This window comes from Rhodoligotrophos sp. CJ14 (assembly GCF_038811545.1).
In the GTDB taxonomy this organism is placed as follows: domain Bacteria; phylum Pseudomonadota; class Alphaproteobacteria; order Rhizobiales; family Im1; genus Rhodoligotrophos; species Rhodoligotrophos ferricapiens.
In genome coordinates, this window is the sequence record NZ_CP133319.1 from 3,446,002 (window position 1) to 3,465,451 (window position 19,450).

Genomic DNA, 19,450 nt, shown 5'->3' on the forward strand with positions numbered 1-19,450 from the left:
TCGATCGGCGTCGATATTAGGCCGTGCTTCGGCGAAGAGGCTTCGCCAATCCCCATCAGCAACGTGACCGCTGAACGATGTTGCTCAGTTGTACAGCTACACGGCAATATAGGTAGATATCGAGGTCAACCGCAAAAAAAGCCTTAAGACAGCGGCTCTATCGAGCCATGATCGACCTTTCAGGAGCCGCTGCGTATTCGCGTCGTTGTTCCTCGCGACAAGGGCAGAGGAATGGTTGTCTTGAGGCTGGGCGCGTCACATATGCCTCTTGAGACCAGCCTGCTGTCCACCGAACATGGGCGCAGCAATTCCCGGCTCAATCGAGAGGCCCCGACATGAATGACCGGACTTCAGCGGACGAGACCGCAAGCAGTGCGCTCGGCAGCTTGCCCGAATGGAATCTGAACGATCTTTATCCGGGACCGGACTCCGTCGAGCTCAGTCGCGACTTCGACGAGGTTGCCGCTCAGGTGAAGTCCTTCGCTGAACGATATCGCGGTAAAATTGTCGATCATGCCGGAAGCACTGAGGGCGGGGCCTATCTGGCCGAAGCCGTGCGGTCTTATGAAGCGATCAGCGACCGGCTCGGGCGTATCGCTGCTTTCGCCAGCCTCTATTATGTCGGCGATACCACCGACCCCAAACGCGCCAAGGCCTATGGCGATATCACCGATCGTCTGAATCGGATCACGACGGACCTCATCTTCTTCACGCTCGAGCTGAACCGGATCGGCGATGAGGTTCTCGAGCAGGCGCTCCGCACTGACGCTCTGCGCTATTATGAACCCTGGATTCGTGAGTTGCGCAGATGGCGACCGCACCAGCTCGATGATCAGGTGGAGACGGTCTTTCACGAGCTAGAGCAGACCGGCGCAGGCGCATGGAACCGCCTCTTCGATGAGACGATGGCGAGCCTTACCTTCGAGGTAGATGGGGAAACGCTGCGGCTTGAGCCCACCCTCAACCTGCTGATGGATCACGATGAGCGTCGGCGGCGCTCCGCTGCCGAGGCCTTGGCCAAGACCTTCAAGGAGAACCTGCGCGTTTTCACCCTAATCACCAACACGCTTGCCAAGGACAAGGAGATTTCCGATCGCTGGCGCAAGTTCGAGGATATCGCCGATAGCCGTCATCTCTCCAACAGTGTTGAGCGGGAGGTTGTGGACGCGCTCGTATCGTCCGTGCATGCGGCCTATCCGCGGCTCTCCCATCGCTATTACCGGATGAAGGCGAGGTGGCTCGGAAAGGAGAAGCTCGACCACTGGGACCGGAATGCGCCACTGCCCCAGGAGGATACCCGCGTCATACGCTGGGACGAGGCGCGCAGGACGGTGCTGGAGGCCTATGGAGAATTCGCGCCGAGAATGGCCGAAACCGCGCAACTGTTCTTTGACAGGTCCTGGATCGACGCTCCCGTGCGGCCGGGCAAGGCGCCAGGTGCGTTTGCCCACCCGACGGTGCCGAGCGCGCATCCCTACGTCTTGCTTAACTACCAGGGTAAGACCCGCGACGTCATGACCTTGGCTCATGAGCTCGGCCATGGGGTGCACCAGGTGCTGGCGGCCCGCCAGGGCCTGCTCCTGTCACAAACCCCGCTGACGCTGGCCGAGACCGCGAGCGTTTTCGGCGAGATGCTCACCTTCCGACGGTTGCTTGCGCAAACCACGGATCCGCGCAAGCGGAAGGCGCTGCTGGCGTCCAAAGTGGAGGATATGCTCAACACCGTGGTGCGCCAGATCGCCTTCTATACGTTCGAGCGCAGGGTTCATACCGAGCGTCGGCAAGGTGAGCTGACCGCTGACCGTCTGGGCGAGATCTGGCTGGAGGTCCAGCGCGAATGCCTGGGGGATGCCATCGACTTCAAGCCGGGCTATGAGACCTTCTGGACCTATATCCCGCATTTCATCCACTCGCCCTTTTACGTCTATGCCTATGCCTTCGGCGATTGCCTCGTGAATTCGCTCTATGCGCTCTACGAGGAGGCGCACGAGGATTTCGTTGAGAAGTACCTGGCGATGCTCGAAGCCGGCGGCTCGAAGCACCACAGCGAGCTCCTGGCGCCTTTCGGGTTGAACGCTGCCGATCCCGCGTTCTGGGACAAGGGCCTTCTGATGATCGAGCGGCTGATCGATGAACTCGAGGCCGCAGACGAGGTGGTGGGGTGAGCGAAACGCGCGACGACGAATCCAATCGCCTGTCTGGGCGCATGGTGCGTTATGCCAGGGTCGGCACCAATGTCGGCACCGTCGCGGCACGGCTGGCCCGGGCGCAACTGCTTGGCCGCGGCCGCGATGATGCCACCAATGCCCGCCTTTTTCGGGAAGCGCTGGGCAATTTGCGCGGGCCGCTGATGAAGCTCGCCCAGATGCTGTCGACCATTCCCGATGCGCTGCCGGCGGAATATGCAAGTGAGCTCGCCCAGCTGCAGTCAAACGCGCCCCCCATGGGCTGGCCCTTCGTCCGCCGGCGCATGGCGGCCGAGCTTGGGCCTGACTGGCAATCGAAATTTGCCGGGTTCGAGCGCCAGGCCGCCGCGGCGGCCTCCTTGGGTCAGGTGCATCGCGCCACCACTCTCGATGGCGAGCAGGTTGCCTGCAAGCTTCAATATCCCGAGATGCAGTCGGCCGTGGAGGCTGACCTGCAGCAGTTCAAGCTGATCTTGGCCTTGCATCGCCGCATGGATCCGGCGATCGACACGTCCGAGATCAGCGAGGAGATCGCCGCCCGCCTCCGGGAGGAACTCGATTACCGGCGTGAGGCGCGCCATGCGGCTCTCTACGCCGAAATGCTGAAGCCCTACGGGACGATCCGTGTCCCCAAGGTCTATGAGGATCTGTCCACCGGCCGGCTTCTCACCATGACCTGGCTCGAGGGCAAGCCGATGCTCCATTTCAAGGAGCATAGTCTGCAAGCTCGCAATCTGTTGGGCAGGCATCTCTATGATGCTTGGTGGCAGCCCTTCTGCAACTACGGTTCAATTCATGGGGACCCCCATCTCGGCAACTACACCGCCGTGGTCGACGAGAAGGACGAGCCGATCGGGCTCAATCTGCTCGACTACGGCTGCATCCGTCTGTTCCATGCCCGTTTCGTGGCTGGGGTGGTCGACCTCTATCACGGGCTCATGTCGAACGATCGCGCCCGCATTGTGCATGCCTATGAGACCTGGGGGTTTATCGGCCTGTCGAACGAGCTGATCGAGGCGCTCAATATATGGGCCCGCTTCATCTATGGGCCGCTGATGGACGACCGTGTCCGCCCGATCGCGGAAGGCGTCGCCCCTGGGCAATATGGCCGCCGCGAAGCTTACGCTGTCCACAGAACCTTGAAGGAGCGGGGGCCGGTCAAGGTGCCGCGCGAATTCGTGTTTATGGACCGTGCGGCCATCGGCCTCGGATCGGTGCTCATTCACCTCCGGGCCGAGCTGAACTTCCATCAGCTCTTCAACAATGCGATCGAGGATTTCAGCATGGCGAAGGTGGCCGCGCGCCAGGCGGCCGCTCTGGTAAAGACCGGAATGGACCCTTTGGAGGAGTGATTTTCTGTCTCATCCGCAAGCCGCTGTTGCGGTCACCGATCCGATCGGCTATCGGAACCTGTTCTTTGCGCGCAACTGGGGGAAAGAGGACAAATGGCTGACGATACCGCCCCGCAGCTCGACATGAGGGATCATGAGAGGACCTATCAGGGATTCCTCCGGGGCTCGACCGCCCTGGTGATTGGATCTCTGATCGTTATGGTGGCTCTGGTGATGTTCGCCTTCGGCTCCGGTGCTTCCGCCACGATCCTGGGCTTTCTCGGTCTGATCGTCGGCCTGGGCTCATTGGTACTGGATTTGCGGATGGGCAGCGGCAAGTGGACGCTTTCTCTGGTGGTGACCGGCCTCTTCGTGCTGATCACCCTGCTGAAAGTGGCCTGATGAAGCTCCTGGTCCTGGCGGAGCAAACGCCCGGCGAAGCGCGCGTTTCCGCAGTGCCGGATACCGTCAAGGCTCTTGTGAAGAAGGGGCTTGAGGTGGCTGTCGTGCGAGGCGCCGGCCAGGGCTCGAATCTCAGCGATGACGCTTACCAGACCGCTGGTGCAACGCTCGCTGACAACGCGGTGGAGGCGGCGCGCGAGGCGGATATCGTCCTGAGCGTCCGCCGGCCTTCGCCCGATGTGATCGCGGCGCTGAAGCCAGGCGCGGTGGTTGTGGGCCAGCTTGATCCCTATGGTCCGCGCGACGAGATCGACAATCTCGCCAAGGGCAAGGCTGTTGCTTTCGCCATGGAGCTGATGCCGCGCATCACCCGTGCACAGTCCATGGACGTGTTGTCCTCGCAGGCAAATCTCGCGGGCTATAAGGCGGTCATTGATGCCGCGGCGGCATTCGGCCGAGCCCTTCCCATGATGATGACGGCGGCCGGCACAGTCCCTGCGGCCCGCGCTTTCGTGATGGGCGTTGGCGTCGCCGGCCTTCAGGCCATCGCAACTGCCCGCAGGCTTGGGGCCGTCGTCACGGCGACCGATGTGCGGCGGGCCGCCGCCGAGCAGGTGCAGAGCCTCGGCGCCAAGTTCATCATGGTCGATGCCGAGGGCGAAGATCTCGAGACCAAAGGCGGCTACGCTAAGGAGATGAGCGAGGACTACCAGCGCCGCCAAGCGGCATTGGTGGCCGAGCACATCAAGAGCCAGGACATCGTCATCACCACCGCGCTGATTCCGGGCAGACCTGCGCCGCGATTGATTACCGCCGCCATGGTGGAAAGCATGAAGCCGGGCTCCGTGATCGTCGATCTCGCAGCCGAGCGCGGCGGCAATATCGAGCTGACCAAGCCGGGCGAAGCGGTCACTCATAACGGCGTGACCATTCTCGGCCATCTTAATCTTGCGGCCAGGTTGGCCGGGAATGCCTCGCCCCTCTATGCCAAGAACCTCACCAACTTCCTTGAGGTGATCCTCAAGGACGGTGCTCTGGCGATCGACTGGGAAGATGAGATTATCAAGGGAACGGCGCTGACCAGGGATGGCGAGATTGTCCATCCTGCACTGAAGAACTGATACGGGGGGAAGGCCGATGGACAGCTTAACTGCCCAGCAGGCAGCAGACGCCGCGCGGGAAGCGGCGCAGAGGGCGATGGATGCGGCTGATCAGGCACAGAGCTTTGCCGATGCCGCCAGGATAGCCGGCGAAACCGGGGCGGAAGCCTTGGGTGCCGCCACTGGCATTGATCCCTTCATTTTCCGGCTGTCGATTTTCGTTCTGGCCATTTTCGTGGGCTACTACGTCGTTTGGAGCGTGACGCCCGCATTGCATACCCCACTGATGTCGGTCACCAACGCCATCTCGTCGGTGATCGTGGTTGGCGCTTTGATCGCGGTGGCTGGCGGGGCGGCCACTGCTCTTGCGGAGGCGAGCCTTACCTCTCAGCTGCTCGGCTTTGCTGCGCTTGTTCTCGCCTCGGTGAATATCTTCGGCGGCTTCCTGGTCACCCAGCGTATGCTCGCCATGTACCGCCGCAAGAGCTGAGGGGCCGCCAATGTCGGTGAATGTCGTTGCCACCCTGTACCTTGTGTCCGGGGTGCTGTTCATCCTCGCACTTCGCGGCCTGTCACACCCGGAGAGCTCGCGCCAGGGCAATCTCTTCGGCATGGTCGGCATGGCCATTGCCATTATCACCACCCTTTTCTACGCGCCACCCGGAAGCGCGGCCACCTGGGCCATGGTGATCGCCGGTATCGGCCTCGGCGGCGCCATTGGCGCGGTAATCGCCAGGCGCATTCCGATGACGGCCATGCCCCAGCTTGTGGCCGGCTTCCATTCTCTCGTGGGCTTGGCCGCCGTGCTCGTGGCTGCAGCCGCCCTTTATGCGCCGGCTGCCTTTGGCATTGGCACCCATGACCACGTGCATCCCGGCAGTCTGGTGGAGATGTCGCTGGGCGTGGCGATCGGCGCCATCACCTTCACCGGATCGATCATCGCCTTCACCAAGCTCCAGGGCCTTGTCTCCGGCGCGCCGGTCGTCTTTTCCGGCCAGCATCTGCTGAACCTTGCGCTCGGTCTTCTGCTGGTCGCCCTGATCATCTGGTTTGTGATGAGCGGGAGCCACGCGGCCTTCTGGCTGCTCACGATTCTCGCACTGGTCCTCGGTGTGCTGATCATCATCCCCATCGGCGGCGCCGATATGCCGGTGGTGATCTCGATGCTGAACTCCTATTCCGGTTGGGCTGCCGCGGGCATCGGCTTCACCCTCGGCAACACCGCCCTCATCATCACCGGCGCCCTGGTCGGCTCATCCGGTGCGATTCTGTCCTACATCATGTGCAAGGGCATGAACCGCTCGTTCTTCAACGTCATTCTGGGTGGATTCGGGGGCGAAGCATCCGCTGCCGGCGCGGCGGGAGGCGGCGAGCAAAGGCCGGTCAAGCAGGGCTCCGCCGAAGACGCGGCCTATCTGCTCAAGAATGCATCCAAGGTGATCATCGTGCCCGGTTATGGCATGGCGGTCGCGCAGGCTCAGCATGCTCTGCGCGAGATGGCGGACACGCTGAAGAAGGCGGGTGTCGAGGTCAAATATGCCATTCACCCCGTTGCCGGCCGCATGCCGGGCCATATGAACGTGCTCTTGGCGGAAGCCAATGTGCCTTACGATGAGGTCTTCGAGCTCGAGGATATCAATTCCGAGTTCGCCAATACCGACGTGGCCTTCGTCATCGGCGCCAATGACGTGACCAATCCGGCGGCCAAGGAAGATTCGGCCTCGCCCATTTATGGCATGCCGGTTCTGGAGGTCTGGAAGGCTGGCACCGTGATGTTCCTGAAGCGCTCCCTCTCCTCGGGCTATGCCGGCATCGACAACGATCTCTTCTATAGAGACAATACGATGATGCTATTCGGCGATGCGAAAAAGATGGTCGAGCAGATTGTGAAGGCGATGTAAGCGCATCCGCTTCATCGCCCTCGACAGCCATCCCCCGTCAGCCGGTTCGACATTCGTCGGCCGGCTTTTTTGTTGCCGTTGAGCCGCTTAGCCTGCTCGTACAGGGTGTCAGACCTGTGTCAAGCTCTGCACAATTAGAGGTAGAAGTTGTTGAGAATACAATCTTAATCGTGTAGGATGTAAAAGGATCAAGAACACAACTCTGGGTCGAATTCCTATGCCGGGTGGAGCTGAGATGAACAGGCAATTTGCCACTGGGCTTCGCTTTGGCCATCTGCGCTCGGCAGCGCCCCACCGATCCCTCGCTCCTGGCACGGCCATACCCTCGGCTAGCGAGGATGGCTACCGCCGCTCGCTCTCATTCGATGCAGAACTTGGCCAGGCATCTCAAAGTTCGGGCAGGCTTCCCAAAGCCATTCGGCAGCTCATATCTCGCCGCCGCATCGGCGGCCCCGCCTGCGCCATGCTATTGCGCCTCCTGTTGCTTGCGCGCCGCGACCTTGTTGCGCGCCGAATTACCTCTTCGAGCAGCCTCCGCATCGGCTGGAGCAGATGCACGCTCACCCGCGCAGCGGGAGGACGGCCGCCTGCCGGCCTTGGTCGCTTTCTCGGCCGAACCTTGGCGGACCGGGAGGTGCTTCCCGCGGAGGCGATGCTTGCTTTCCTGGTGGATATGGCGCCCCCGAAGCTTTATCGAATCGAGCTCAGGATCGGCGTTGGACCGAGCGCCAATCTGGATCTTGTGATGGGCATCCTTCTCGACTTCGCAAAACGTGCAGCAGCCGTTCGCAAGGATATCGAGCCGATCGTCTATGCCCATCCGTCAGATGGCGATCTGACGACAATCATCCTGCGCTTCTGGACCGACGAATGCGATTATCGCGCGGTGGCCATCGCCATGAAGCGCCACGCCCACGCTGTCCTTGCGGCGCAAGCGATCCGGGTTCCTTATCCCGACCGCACCATTCACCTGATCCGGGAATGTCCTGTGGGGGGCGCGAGCGGATTTTCGGGCGAGGAGATCTAGAGTATTTTCGAGCGAAGTGGGATACCGGTTCGCGTGAAGAAAATGCGACCAAGCAAGGATCAGAGTGGCTTCGCGAACGTGAGCATGATCTAAAGCGCCGCGCCGCAGCAATTTGCCGGTTGGTGATGGATCGGGGCTCCTGCGCGCCCGCTCAGCCCGGCTCTTCCTCGGTATCGTAGGATGAGCACCGCTCAACACGGAGAGGACGGCCAAAAACAAAAAGACCGGCACCTTCGTACCGGCCTACATCTCTCCGTTGACAGGGCGCGAGCAATCGATGCTCAGCGCGCCTTCGCTTTGGTCGGCAACAGCCCCTCGCGCTGAGCGCGCTTGCGGGCGAGCTTACGCGCCCGGCGTACGGCCTCGGCCTTCTCTCTCGCGCGCTTTTCAGACGGCTTCTCGTAGTGATTGCGGAGCTTCATCTCACGGAAAACCCCCTCGCGCTGCATCTTCTTCTTGAGCGCCTTGAGGGCCTGTTCGACGTTGTTATCACGTACGAGAACTTGCACGAGTGCTGCCTTTGTTGATCCAGTTTCGTTGGATGATCGGTATAAACGGCTCTCGGCTCGTGAGAGCAAAACACTCTCGCAAGCCGCCTGAGCCGCTCAAGATTGAGCATGATTACCAGAGACAAACGCCGCTGTCTATGGCCTAGATCCGATTTATCGGTCTCTGCGCGCCTGGGGCTTGGTCCGGTTCACGTGGCCCATTTTCCGCCCGGGCCGCGCTTGATGCTTTCCATAAAGATGGAGCGCCACGTTTGGTTCCGCTGCAAGGCTGGCCCACTGTCCGATGTCGTCTCCCAGCAGATTGATCATCTCCACATCACAATGCCGTTCAGCTGAACCGAGCGGCCAGCCGGCGATCGCCCGTATATGCTGTTCAAACTGCGACACTTGGCAGCCATCTTGGGTCCAGTGTCCGGAATTATGCACCCTCGGCGCGATCTCATTGATGAGGAGATGCTCGCCAGCGCTGGTGCGGACCACGAACAGCTCGACCGCCAGCACACCCACATAATCCAGCGCTTCCGCGATCCGTGTTCCAATCCGGCGTGCCTCATCCGCTGTTGTGGGCAGAACGCGCGCCGGAACTGAAGAGATCTTGAGAATGTGATTCTCGTGCTGATTCTCGGTCACATCATAGGCTGCCATGGCCCCATCGCTTCCGCGGGCCACCACGACAGAGCATTCCATCTCGAAGGGTACCACCGCTTCGAGAATCGCATTCTGTTTGCCGATGCTTTGCCAAGCCACCTCGACATCATCACCATGGCTGACCTTGATCTGGCCCTTGCCGTCATAGCCGAACCGGCGCGTCTTCAGAATCGCCGGACTGCCAAGAGTTGTAAGTCCTTGCGTCAATTGTTCCGGATTATCGATGGGAAGGAACTGCGCAGTTTGGAAACCGAGATCTGTAACGAAGCGCTTTTCATGCAGCCGATCCTGCGTGATGCGGAGCGCCTTCTCGCTGGGCAGCACCAGGACCCTGGATGCAAGGAAGGCTGCGGTTCGATGCGGCACGTTCTCGAATTCATAGGTGACCCGATCGACACTGCGCACGAACTGATCGAGCGAGGATTCATCCTCGTAAGGCGCGCAAGTCGCGCGATGGGCGACGTCGAACGCAGGGCTGTCTGGATCAGGGCAGTAGATATGGCAGCGCAAACCAAGCTCGGCAGCAGCCAGGGCCAGCATCCGGCCAAGCTGCCCGCCGCCAAGGATGCCGATCGTGCTGCCGGGTGGAAGAGGGGGGATTGTCACGCGCTCACGCTCTCAGTTCTCGGGAAATTCGGCAACCCCGTCGGTCTGGGCTTTGCGCCAGGCCTCGAGCCGGCCAGCCAGCGCATCATCATTGAGCGCTAGCACGCTCGCAGCGAGCAGCGCGGCATTGATCGCACCGCTTCGTCCGATCGCCAGTGTGCCGACGGGTATACCGGCCGGCATTTGGACGATCGAAAGCAGGCTGTCTTGTCCATGGAGTGCTTTCGATTCGATCGGGACACCGAACACCGGCAAGCTTGTGAGGGCCGCCGTCATACCTGGTAGATGGGCAGCCCCACCTGCGCCGGCAATGATGACCTTGACCCCCCGTTCCCGGGCCGTTTTGGCGAAGCTGTAAAGGCGGTCTGGCGTCCTGTGCGCAGAGACGATCCGGGTCTCGTGCGCGATGCCTAGCGCCTCGAGCGTTTCGGAGGCGTGCTTCATGGTGGCCCAGTCAGACTGGCTGCCCATGATGATCGCAACGTCAAGCTCTACAGCGCCCATGATTTCTCCAGCGGCGGCGGGACTAAGTCCGGAAAAGCCGCGGATTATAAGTCTCCTCGCTGATCACGCAATGCCCGAGTTCCAGCTCTTCCCAGTGTCTCAGGCGATGATGTCCGGGATCATCTGATCCTCCAGCCGGGTGATCTCGTCTTTCAGCAGCAGCTTCTGCTTTTTGAGTCGCCTGAGCCGAAGCTGGTCCGGCGCAGGCACCGCTTCCAGGCTGCTGATGGCAGCATCGAGATCTCGATGCTGCTCGCGCAATGCCGCGAGACGCTCTTCGAGATTGTCTGGCATGCCATCCATACGGTTCTCCGCTGCGGCGCTCCTGTTCGATTCCGCCCTGTCAATGGCGCGGCGCCGGCCCCTACACCAACAGAGTATATAATGAATTGCCCGCGACTGGAATTCGACAACCGGCGCCCAATATGTCAATCTTGTAACGTCACGATCAAGGAACAGGAGAAAGCACCGATGTCCCTTCGTAGCCATCTGGAGGAACTGGTGAATAAGCATCGCAGCCTTGACGGGAGGATCCACGCGGCGGAAGCCTCACCCTCACGGGATGCGATGAAGGTCCTTGAGCTTAAGAAGCAGAAGCTTCGACTGAAAGACGAGATCAGTCGTATCGAGGCCGAATTGGGCCAACGACATTGATGGTGGTTTAAAGACCGGGGAATCCGACGCGGGCATCTGGATCGCAAGAGTTAGACCCACGCTTCATCCTCACTTTGGTTGGGCGTTTTCGAGCGAAGCGGATACCGGTTCGCGTGAAGAGAATTCGACCAGGCAGGGGCTTTGAGGGGCTTCGCGATTCAACGGAAAAGCGAAACGCCTAAAGCGAGCTGGCGATTTCCCTGAGCCGGAATTTCTGGATTTTGCCCGTGGAGGTCTTTGGCAGTTCGCCGAACACGACGTGCCGTGGCGCCTTGTAATGGGCGAGAGCGCCGCGGCAATACGCGATGATTTCGGCTTCGGTGACTGTGATGCCCGGCTTTAGCTCGACAAAGGCACAAGGGGTCTCGCCCCATTTTTCGTCAGGCCGCGCCACCACCGCCGCTGCCTGGACCGCTGGGTGCTTGTAGAGAACATTCTCGACCTCGATCGATGAGATGTTCTCCCCGCCCGAGATGATGATGTCCTTCGAGCGGTCCTTGAGCTGAATATACCGGTCGGGATGCATCACCCCGAGATCGCCCGAGTGAAACCAGCCGCCTGCGAAGGCTTCGCGCGTTGCCTGCGGGTTCTTGAGATAACCCTTCATCACGATGTTCCCGCGGAACATCACCTCGCCCATGGTCTCGCCATCCGCGGGAACCGGAGCCATCGTCTTTGGATCCATGACGGTAAGGTCATCAAGCGCGAGATAACGGACGCCCTGCCGTGCCTTCATCTGCGCCTGAGCGGCGCTGTCAAGCTCGCTCCAGGCCGACTTCCATTCATTCACAACCGCAGGCCCGTAGGTTTCCGTGAGCCCATAGACATGAGTCACGTCGAAGCCGGCCTCTGACATGGCGCGAAGCACCGCCTCCGGTGGCGGCGCCGCAGCCGTCACGAAGCTCACCCGCTGGGTGATGGGGCGCTTCTCGTCCGCACTCGCGTTGAGCAGCAGAGACATGACGATCGGGGCACCGCAGAGATGAGTGACCCCATGTTCCGCGATGGCCTCGTACATGGCGCCCGGCCGCACCGCCCGCAGGCACACATGCGTGCCGGCGATCACCGAGACCGACCACGGGAAGCACCAGCCGTTGCAATGGAACATCGGCAGCGTCCAGAGATAGACGGAATGTTTCGGCATCGCGGCGGCGATCACATTCGCATAGCCCATGAGATAGGCGCCGCGATGATGATAGACGACGCCTTTGGGATCGCCGGTTGTGCCAGAGGTATAATTCAGCGAAATCGCGTCCCACTCATCCGCAGGCGCGGTCCGCCCGAATTCCGGATCACCTGAGGCAAGCAGCGCTTCATAATCGATCGAGCCCAGTCGCTGCCCGATCTGCGGAAACGCCGGATCATCGTAATCGATGATTAGCGGCTTCACCTTGGCAAGGCTCAATGCCTCCGCGATGACCTCCGAATATTCCCGGTCCGTGATCAGGACCTTGCTCTCCGCATGCTCCAGCATGAACGCGATATTCGCTGCATCGAGGCGCGTGTTGATCGAATGCAGCACGCCGCCCGTCATGGGCACCCCGTAATGCGCTTCCAGCATGGCGGGCACATTGGGCAGCATCACGGAGACGGTATCTCCCCTCCCGATGCCTTTTGCTGCGAGGGCAGAGGCGAGCCTGCGCGCCCGTGCATAGAACTCCGCATAGCTGGTCCGCAGCGGACCATGAATGATCGCCGTATGGTCGGGGAAAGCTTGCGCCGCCCGCGCAAGGAAGCCGGTTGGCGTCAGTGGCTGGTAATTGGCCGGGTTGCGGTCGAGGTCGAGCTCGTAAGGCGAGCGGTCCATATCAGCGGGTCCTGGCAAGCGACACAGTCGATCCGGACAATAGCCAGACAGCGCCTTGGCAGCAATCCGCCATTTCTAGGACGGCGCCTTAGTAACTCCTCACTTCCGCACGGTTGGTATTCGCCCGCCGCGCAGCGCCGGAAAGGACCTCCTGCTTCCACTCGATCAGCTGCACCGTGAGATAGAGCAGAATAAGGCCGCCGCCCACGATCATGATGTCGCCGACGAGCCCGCCGCCGAGCTCATTCCGCAGCACTTGGCCAATCATGCTCAGCACCGATCCCGTGCAGAAGATGGCCAGGGAATGCCGCCCGAAGGTCACCAGGATATTGTTTGGGCCGAGTGAACGCATATGGCTGTGCAGTGGCGTTTGCATGACCACATACACGATGGCCAGAACGTGCAGGAGGCGTGGCAGGTGCAGGTCGTTCTTGTTGAACTGCCAGAGCATGCTTGGCAGCGACAGCGCATTCGGGTTCGGCCAAAGCTGAAACCGAACGATGACTAGGCAGAAGATCAGATAACCGACAGCACCGAAGAACAGGATCGGCCGGTAGGGTAGCCGGAAGCCTGACCATGAGAGCGTGCCGAAGATATAGCCGATCACGAACAGGAACTGCCACGCCATCGGATTGAAGAACCAGAAGCCCCGTTCTGGATAGACGGTGAAGCGAAGCCCGTAGATCTGCGCCGAGACGTAAAGCAGTGCCGAAAGGGCAAACGTGGCAACCAGGCTTACCCGCGCGGTCACCACCAGCAGCGGCAGCCCCAGCATGAACAGAATATACATGGGCAGGATGTTCAGATAGGCCGGCTGGAAGCCCAGGGCGGCCAGGCCGAACATGCCAAGCTCGGGTGAATCGAAGAATGACTTCAACCCGTGAGTCTCAAGCCAGGTGGAGTCCTGGAAGACATAAGCACTTCCCACCAGCACGCCGATGCAGATCACGCAGGTCAGGATGTGCGAGGCATAGAGCTTCCAGGCCCGCGCGAACGCCTTGAACACAATGGTCGGAAAGACCGGAATTGGCTTGCTGGGGTGATAAGCGAAGGCGGCAGACACGCCGGCCAGCAGCACGAACAATTCCGCCGCGTCCGAGACGCCGAAATTTCGCGATGTGAACGATTCGAACAGATTCCCAGGGATATGATTGATGAAGATCATCACCAGCGCGACACCACGCCAGAAATCGATGCGGTAATCACGGTTCTGCCTCGAGGGTGCCGCTAACCCTGATCCGTCCATCTGTATTCCGTTCTTGATTCGCCAGAATTGCAAATACGTGCAGAACCGAGAGGTTCCGCGGCTTCAATGATTAGCGGCCGAGTTCGGCCCAACCGAATGTGGTAAATTAGGCCGCTCGTGTGCTGAACGATGGATGAACGGGTGGCGAATTGGCCCAGCCCTGGCCATCCCCTGTGGACGATTTGTGGCAATGGTTGGCAGAGGGCATGGGGCTTTGCCCTGTGCACGATCGGGAATATGATCTCAGCATCGCAAATGGATCGGGCCGTTCCACAAAAAAGGCGGCCGAGCGGCATCTGGGAGGGCTGCGCAGGACAATGAGTCGCTATCACGAGCTTTACGAGACATGGAAGCGCGATCCACAGGGCTTCTGGGCCGCTGCCGCTGGCGAGATTGACTGGATCTCGCCATGGACCAAGTTGTTCGCCAGGGTCGATGGTCTTGATCGCTGGTTTGTCGGCGCTCAATGCAACACCTGCTACAATGCCATAGATCGGCATGCGGATGGCGGAAGAGGCGATCAGCCCGCCCTGATCTATGACAGCCCCGTCACCGGCCAGATCAAGTCCTTCACCTATCGTGAACTGCGCGATGAAATCGCGACGCTTGCCGCCGTGCTGCAGGATTTCGGCGTGAGCAAGGGTGATCGGGTCATCATCTACATGCCCATGGTGCCCGAAGCGGCGATTGCCATGCTGGCCTGCGCGCGCATCGGTGCGATTCATTCGGTGGTGTTTGGCGGTTTTGCATCTCACGAGCTCGCCACTCGGATCGATGATGCCAAGCCAAAGCTGATCCTCTCGGCGACCTGCGGCATGGAGGGGAGCCGGCTTGTGGAATATATGCCACTCCTGCGCAAGGCCATCACGCTTGCGGACCATAAGCCCGATGCCTCGCTCATCCTTCAGCGCCCGATGAGCGAAGTTGTCCTGGCTGAAGCCGAGCACGATTGGGCGAGTGCTATTGCCGACGCCAAGCGCGCAGGCCGCAAGGCAGACTGCGTGCCGGTCATGGCCACGGATCCGCTTTACATCCTCTACACCTCTGGCACGACGGGCCAGCCGAAGGGCGTCGTGCGCGACCATGGTGGCCATATGGTCGCCCTCAAATGGAGCATGACCAACGTCTATGGCATCGCGCCCGGCGAGGTGTTCTGGGCTGCCTCGGATGTGGGCTGGGTGGTGGGCCACTCCTATATCGTCTATGCGCCGCTCCTGCATGGGGCGACGACCATCCTCTACGAGGGCAAGCCGGTGGGCACACCCGATGCTGGCGCTTTTTGGCGGGTCATCTCCCAGCATTCGGTCAAGGCGCTATTCACAGCGCCGACCGCTTTCCGCGCCATCAAGAAGGAGGACCCCGACGGCGCCTTCATCCGGAAATACGATCTCAGCCGCTTCGGCACGCTCTTTCTGGCTGGCGAGCGCGCCGATCCCGACACAGTCAAATGGGCTGAGGATAGGCTCAAGGTTCCCGTGGTCGATCACTGGTGGCAGACCGAAACCGGTTGGCCCATTGCCGCCAATCCGGTCGGCCTGGGCTTGCTGCCGACGAAATATGGCTCTCCGGCGGTTCCCATGCCCGGTTATGAGATCGATATTCTCGATGAAGGCGGCCACCGCCTTGCTGCTGGCCAGCTCGGCGCGGTTTGCATAAGGCTGCCGCTGCCGCCAGGCTGCCTGCCGACCCTGTGGAATAATGACGCACGGTTCCGGCAAAGCTATCTCGATGCCTTCCCCGGCTACTACCAGACCGCCGATGCGGGCTACCTCGACGAGGACGGCTATGTCTACATCATGGCCCGGACCGACGACATCATAAACTGCGCCGGTCACCGTCTCTCGACCGGGGCCATGGAGGAGGTCATCGCCGGCCATCCGGACGTGGCTGAATGCGCCGTCATCGGGGCCACCGATGCGCTCAAAGGCCAGGTGCCGCTCGGCTTTATCGTTCTCAAGTCAGGCGTGGATCGCTCTGCCGGCGACATTGAGGCGGAGATCGTGCAGCGCATCCGCGAGCAGATAGGACCGGTTGCGGCCTTTCGCACCGCCATCGTGGTTGACCGCCTCCCCAAGACCCGATCGGGCAAGATCCTGCGCGCCACAATGCGCCAGATCGCGGACGGCGCCTCATGGAAGATGCCGGCCACCATCGATGATCCGCTGATCCTGGAGGAAATCGGCAAAGCCCTGAAGAGCCGCGGCTTGGCCGCCTCGGCCCAACCGGCCTGAGAACATTGGCGAGGAAAGCGGGTACTGAGCCTCGCTGTGTAGACTGTGGCGTCCGACCTCATGCGTGAGCCTTTTCGAAAGGATCGATGATGGCGCTGAACGGCAAGGTTGCGATCGTCACTGGCGGCGCGCGGGGAATTGGGTTCGCATGCGTCGAACGCTTCCTCGCCGAAGGCGCCCAGGTGGTCCTGGCCGATATTGATGATGGCGCGGGCGAGGACGCTCTTCGCGAGATCAGGGATGCTGGGCGAGAGGCGCTCTTCGTCGAATGCGACGTGAGTGATCGCCTGGATGCTCAAAACTTGGTGAAGGCAACGGTCGAAGCTTACGGAGCTGTCGATATCCTCGTGAACAATGCGGAAGTATCGGTCGTTGCGAACTTCCTCGACTTGAAGGAGGAAGAGTTCGAACGTGTGCTGCGCACCAATCTGAAGGGCGCCTTCCTGGTCACTCAGGTGGTCGTGCGCGAGATGGTCAGCCAGATCGAGGCAGGCCGAGGTCCTGGCGCGATCATCAACATGTCGGCGGCCGAGGTGATCTCGGCGCTGCCCCAACATCTCGCCTATTCTGTTTCGAAAGCAGGGCTGACCCAGCTCACCGAGATAACCGCATTATCACTCGCATCCCATGGCATTCGGGTAAATGCCATAAAATCCGGCAGTTTCTCTGCCGGCCCGCTTCAGGCGGGGCTTAAGGGCCGCTCGACCTTCGAGCGTCTCCTTGCGCGGGTTCCGCTGACGCAGCTGGGGGAACCCAGCGAGGTTGCGGCCATTGCAGCCTTTCTGGCATCCGATGACGCGAGATCCATAACGGGCCAGACCATCTGCGCGGACGGGGGAAATCTGGCCCTGCAGGCAGTGCTCGAGGCTGCATCGACCTGACGCGGCCTTCGCTCAGCGCCGCCCTGCCGGCTGCAGCACTGCTGAGGATCAGCCCTGACCCTCGTCCTCATCCTCATCGCGGTTCGATTTGAGGCCGGCCAATCTTGCGAAGACCTTCTCCTCGTCGATCTCCTGATCGTCGTCTTCCTCGGTGCTCGTGCGGCTCAACTGGCCGGCTTCCAACAGAGCATCAGCTGAGAAATCGCCCTGTTGTGTTTCCTCAGCGGGCCGCAACGTGGTCGCCTGCTCATCCTCGGCCATGACGGGCTGGATCCGGCGGCTGCGGTCAGCTGCCTTGCGGACCGCCGCGTCGAGCTCGCTCTGAGCGCACAGGCCTAGCGTGACCGGGTCTTTCGGCGTGAGATTGGCTGAGTTCCAGTGTGTCCGATCGCGAATGGAGTCGATCGTCGGCTTGGTCGTGCCGACCAGCTTGATGATTTGGCTGTCCGAGAGTTCCGGATGGTAACGCAGCAGCCAAGCGATGGCGTCCGGCCGGTCTTGTCGGCGAGAGACAGGGGTATAGCGCGGCCCCTTGCGCCGTTTGACCTCCGGCACATCGACTTTTGATTCCGACATGCGCAGGCGGTGGTTCGGATCACGCTGGCCACGCTCGATTTCTTCGCGAGACAGCTGGCCCGCCACGATGGGATCCATGCCTTTGATGCCCGTCGCCACGTCGCCATCGGCAATGCCCTTTACCTCGAGCACATGCAAATTACAGAACTGCGCGATCTGCTCGAAGGTCAGCGAAGTGTTTTCGACGAGCCATACAGCGGTCGCCTTCGGCATGAGCAGCGTTTTTGACATAAGGGGCACTCCTTCAGAGCCTATGGCTCTGATCCGCTAGGGCATCGATTTAAGGATTTTGATTTATATAGGCGCGTTCGGTGTTCCTTGCAAAGGGGCTTGTGAGGCGCCGTCCGCTGCGGATTAGCTCGTCAGAACCACCTTCCCGATATGGCTGCCCTGTTCGAGCCGCTGATGGGCTTGCGCGGCATTGACGAGGGGAAAGGTCGAATCGATCACCGGCTTGATGACGCCCGAGGCTAATAATGGCCACACATGCGTCTCAAGCTCGCGCGCGATGACGGCCTTCTCTTCAACGCTCCGCGGCCGCAAGGTTGATCCGGTCAGGTTCAGCCGCTTCACCATCACCGGCATGAAATTGACCTTGGCCGAAGGGCCTCCCAGGAAAGCGATCATGACGATCCGGCCATCAACCGCGGCAGCTTGGATATTGCGGGCGATGTAGTCACCGCCGACCATATCGAGGATCACGTCTGCGCCCCGCCCCTCGGTGGCGGCCTTGACGATCTCGACGAAATCATCCTCGCGGTAATTGATGCCTCGTTCCGCCCCGAGCGTTTCGCAGGCGCGGCATTTCTCCGGTGAGCCCGCTGTCGCAAAGACCCGCGCACCGAAGGCGCGCCCCAGCATGATGGCTGTGGTGCCGATGCCGCTCGTTCCACCATGCACCAGGAGCACTTCCCCGGCTTGGAGGCCTCCGCGCTGGAAGACATTGGTCCACACTGTGAAGAATGTCTCCGGCAGCCCGGCCGCCTCGATGGGCGTCAGACCTTCAGGGATGGGCAGGCAATTGGCTTCCGCCGCAACACAATATTCCGCATAGCCACCGCCCGCTACCAGCGCGCAGACGCGATCCCCTGCCTTGAAGCGCGCTGTTCCAGGCCCGCAGCGCACCACTTCGCCGGCAATTTCAAGGCCGGGGGTCGTTGGCGCGCCGGGTGGAGGCGGATAATGTCCCTGTCGCTGCAGGATGTCTGGCCGGTTGACGCCCGCGGCGATAACACGGACCAGCAATTCTCTGTCGCGAGGAACTGGCAGCGGCATGCGGTGGGGCTTGAGGACCTCGGGCCCGCCGGGCTCCGAAATCTCGATGGCAGTCATGTCGCCGGGCAGATCGACCATGTCGGGCACCATCAGAAGCTTAACGCCTTATCTCGGGTCTAGAGAATGTTTCGGAAAAGTCGAACATATTTTCCAGGGAAAGGCCGGGCTGGCGTGCTTCTGCGTGCGGAAAGGAAGGGAAACCATGATCAACGAGGGTGATGAGGTCAGGCGCAAATCAACCGAGATCCGTTTGGGCGAGCCCCTGGATATGCTCTCGGTGGAGGAGTTGAGCGAGCGAATCAAGGCCCTGGAGGCCGAGATCGAACGCGTCCAAAGCGCGTTGAAAGCACGCCAGGGAAGCATGGCTGCGGCTGAGAAGCTTTTCCGCAGGTAGTGGCATTTTTGCAAAGCGGCGAATAGGTCAGGTGTGTCAAATAGTTATCCAGCTGAGTCATTGTCTTCGGCCGCTGGCTACAATTGTCCCTAAATTTTTGGCAAATGTTAACCATTGAGTAACGAGTAGGGATGTATTTTGGTTAACGTAATCCAGTGACCTGGATTTGAGT

Annotated in this window: 19 protein-coding genes; 11 read left to right on the forward strand and 8 right to left on the reverse strand. The window is 60.9% G+C overall.

Annotated elements, in window-relative coordinates; translation table 11 throughout:
- Window positions 1-335: 335 nt before the first annotated feature.
- From RCF49_RS16070 to RCF49_RS16100, 7 genes are all read left to right on the forward strand, one after another.
- Window positions 336-2,165 carry a M3 family oligoendopeptidase gene (locus tag RCF49_RS16070; RefSeq protein ID WP_342640805.1) on the forward strand — a complete coding sequence of 610 codons (1,830 nt, stop codon included), beginning with the start codon at window positions 336-338 and terminating at the stop codon, window positions 2,163-2,165.
- A 41-nt stretch (window positions 2,166-2,206) separates the two neighbouring features.
- A complete protein-coding gene (locus RCF49_RS16075; protein WP_342644216.1) occupies window positions 2,207-3,538 on the forward strand; it encodes an ABC1 kinase family protein in 1,332 nt (443 codons plus the stop codon).
- 93 nt (window positions 3,539-3,631) lie between these two features.
- Window positions 3,632-3,919 (forward strand): aa3-type cytochrome c oxidase subunit IV, encoded by a 288-nt coding sequence (locus RCF49_RS16080; RefSeq protein ID WP_342640806.1) that lies wholly within the window; start codon window positions 3,632-3,634, stop codon window positions 3,917-3,919.
- A complete protein-coding gene (locus RCF49_RS16085; RefSeq protein WP_342640807.1) occupies window positions 3,919-5,040 on the forward strand; it encodes a Re/Si-specific NAD(P)(+) transhydrogenase subunit alpha in 1,122 nt (373 codons plus the stop codon). The genes RCF49_RS16080 and RCF49_RS16085 overlap by 1 nt, the downstream gene beginning before the upstream one ends.
- Before the next feature lie 16 nt (window positions 5,041-5,056).
- Window positions 5,057-5,509 carry an NAD(P) transhydrogenase subunit alpha gene (locus RCF49_RS16090; protein ID WP_342640808.1) on the forward strand — a complete coding sequence of 151 codons (453 nt, stop codon included), beginning with the start codon at window positions 5,057-5,059 and terminating at the stop codon, window positions 5,507-5,509.
- A 10-nt stretch (window positions 5,510-5,519) separates the two neighbouring features.
- On the forward strand, window positions 5,520-6,920 hold the full coding sequence (locus RCF49_RS16095) for an NAD(P)(+) transhydrogenase (Re/Si-specific) subunit beta (RefSeq protein WP_342640809.1): 1,401 nt from the start codon (window positions 5,520-5,522) through the stop codon (window positions 6,918-6,920).
- 235 nt (window positions 6,921-7,155) lie between these two features.
- Window positions 7,156-7,947: a mechanosensitive ion channel family protein gene (locus RCF49_RS16100; protein ID WP_342640810.1), complete on the forward strand. Its 792-nt coding sequence runs from the start codon at window positions 7,156-7,158 to the stop codon at window positions 7,945-7,947.
- A 281-nt stretch (window positions 7,948-8,228) separates the two neighbouring features.
- Here RCF49_RS16100 and rpsU read toward each other — a convergent pair whose 3' ends face one another.
- The 4 genes from rpsU to RCF49_RS16120 all read right to left on the reverse strand — a co-directional run bounded on the left by rpsU (window position 8,229) and on the right by RCF49_RS16120 (window position 10,517).
- Window positions 8,229-8,456, reverse strand: coding sequence for a 30S ribosomal protein S21 (rpsU, locus tag RCF49_RS16105; protein ID WP_342640811.1), 228 nt, complete (start codon window positions 8,454-8,456; stop codon window positions 8,229-8,231).
- Between the two features lie 153 nt (window positions 8,457-8,609).
- On the reverse strand, window positions 8,610-9,710 hold the full coding sequence (locus RCF49_RS16110) for a 5-(carboxyamino)imidazole ribonucleotide synthase (protein WP_342640812.1): 1,101 nt from the start codon (window positions 9,708-9,710) through the stop codon (window positions 8,610-8,612).
- Window positions 9,711-9,722: 12 nt separating this feature from the next.
- The gene (gene purE / locus RCF49_RS16115; RefSeq protein ID WP_342640813.1) at window positions 9,723-10,214 is read right to left on the reverse strand and encodes a 5-(carboxyamino)imidazole ribonucleotide mutase; all 492 of its coding nucleotides are present in this window, start codon (window positions 10,212-10,214) and stop codon (window positions 9,723-9,725) included.
- A gap of 99 nt (window positions 10,215-10,313) precedes the next feature.
- Complete coding sequence (locus RCF49_RS16120; protein WP_432807301.1) at window positions 10,314-10,517, reverse strand: YdcH family protein; 204 nt, start codon at window positions 10,515-10,517, stop codon at window positions 10,314-10,316.
- A 168-nt stretch (window positions 10,518-10,685) separates the two neighbouring features.
- Between RCF49_RS16120 and RCF49_RS16125 the strand changes: the two genes are divergently transcribed.
- Window positions 10,686-10,868 carry a YdcH family protein gene (locus tag RCF49_RS16125; protein WP_342640814.1) on the forward strand — a complete coding sequence of 61 codons (183 nt, stop codon included), beginning with the start codon at window positions 10,686-10,688 and terminating at the stop codon, window positions 10,866-10,868.
- Window positions 10,869-11,046: 178 nt separating this feature from the next.
- Here RCF49_RS16125 and RCF49_RS16130 read toward each other — a convergent pair whose 3' ends face one another.
- Both RCF49_RS16130 and RCF49_RS16135 read right to left on the reverse strand, forming a co-directional pair.
- Window positions 11,047-12,675, reverse strand: coding sequence for an acyl-CoA synthetase (locus tag RCF49_RS16130; protein WP_342640815.1), 1,629 nt, complete (start codon window positions 12,673-12,675; stop codon window positions 11,047-11,049).
- 88 nt (window positions 12,676-12,763) lie between these two features.
- Window positions 12,764-13,921: an OpgC family protein gene (locus RCF49_RS16135; protein ID WP_342640816.1), complete on the reverse strand. Its 1,158-nt coding sequence runs from the start codon at window positions 13,919-13,921 to the stop codon at window positions 12,764-12,766.
- A 317-nt stretch (window positions 13,922-14,238) separates the two neighbouring features.
- On the opposite strand from RCF49_RS16135, the gene RCF49_RS16140 reads away from it, so the two are divergent.
- Both RCF49_RS16140 and RCF49_RS16145 read left to right on the forward strand, forming a co-directional pair.
- Complete coding sequence (locus RCF49_RS16140; protein ID WP_342640817.1) at window positions 14,239-16,152, forward strand: propionyl-CoA synthetase; 1,914 nt, start codon at window positions 14,239-14,241, stop codon at window positions 16,150-16,152.
- 86 nt (window positions 16,153-16,238) lie between these two features.
- Entirely contained in the window at window positions 16,239-17,033 is a 795-nt protein-coding gene (locus RCF49_RS16145) for an SDR family NAD(P)-dependent oxidoreductase (RefSeq protein ID WP_342640818.1), read from the forward strand.
- Window positions 17,034-17,081: 48 nt separating this feature from the next.
- On the opposite strand, the gene RCF49_RS16150 is transcribed toward RCF49_RS16145, so the two are convergent.
- Together RCF49_RS16150 and RCF49_RS16155 are read right to left on the reverse strand one after the other, a co-directional pair.
- On the reverse strand, window positions 17,082-17,840 hold the full coding sequence (locus RCF49_RS16150) for a DUF1013 domain-containing protein (protein ID WP_342640819.1): 759 nt from the start codon (window positions 17,838-17,840) through the stop codon (window positions 17,082-17,084).
- Window positions 17,841-17,963: 123 nt separating this feature from the next.
- Window positions 17,964-18,962 carry an NAD(P)H-quinone oxidoreductase gene (locus tag RCF49_RS16155; protein ID WP_342640820.1) on the reverse strand — a complete coding sequence of 333 codons (999 nt, stop codon included), beginning with the start codon at window positions 18,960-18,962 and terminating at the stop codon, window positions 17,964-17,966.
- Here RCF49_RS16155 and RCF49_RS16160 point away from each other — a divergent pair.
- A complete protein-coding gene (locus RCF49_RS16160) occupies window positions 18,961-19,278 on the forward strand; it encodes a DUF1192 domain-containing protein (protein ID WP_342640821.1) in 318 nt (105 codons plus the stop codon). The two genes, RCF49_RS16155 and RCF49_RS16160, sit on opposite strands and share 2 nt — an antisense overlap.
- Window positions 19,279-19,450: the final 172 nt, after the last annotated feature.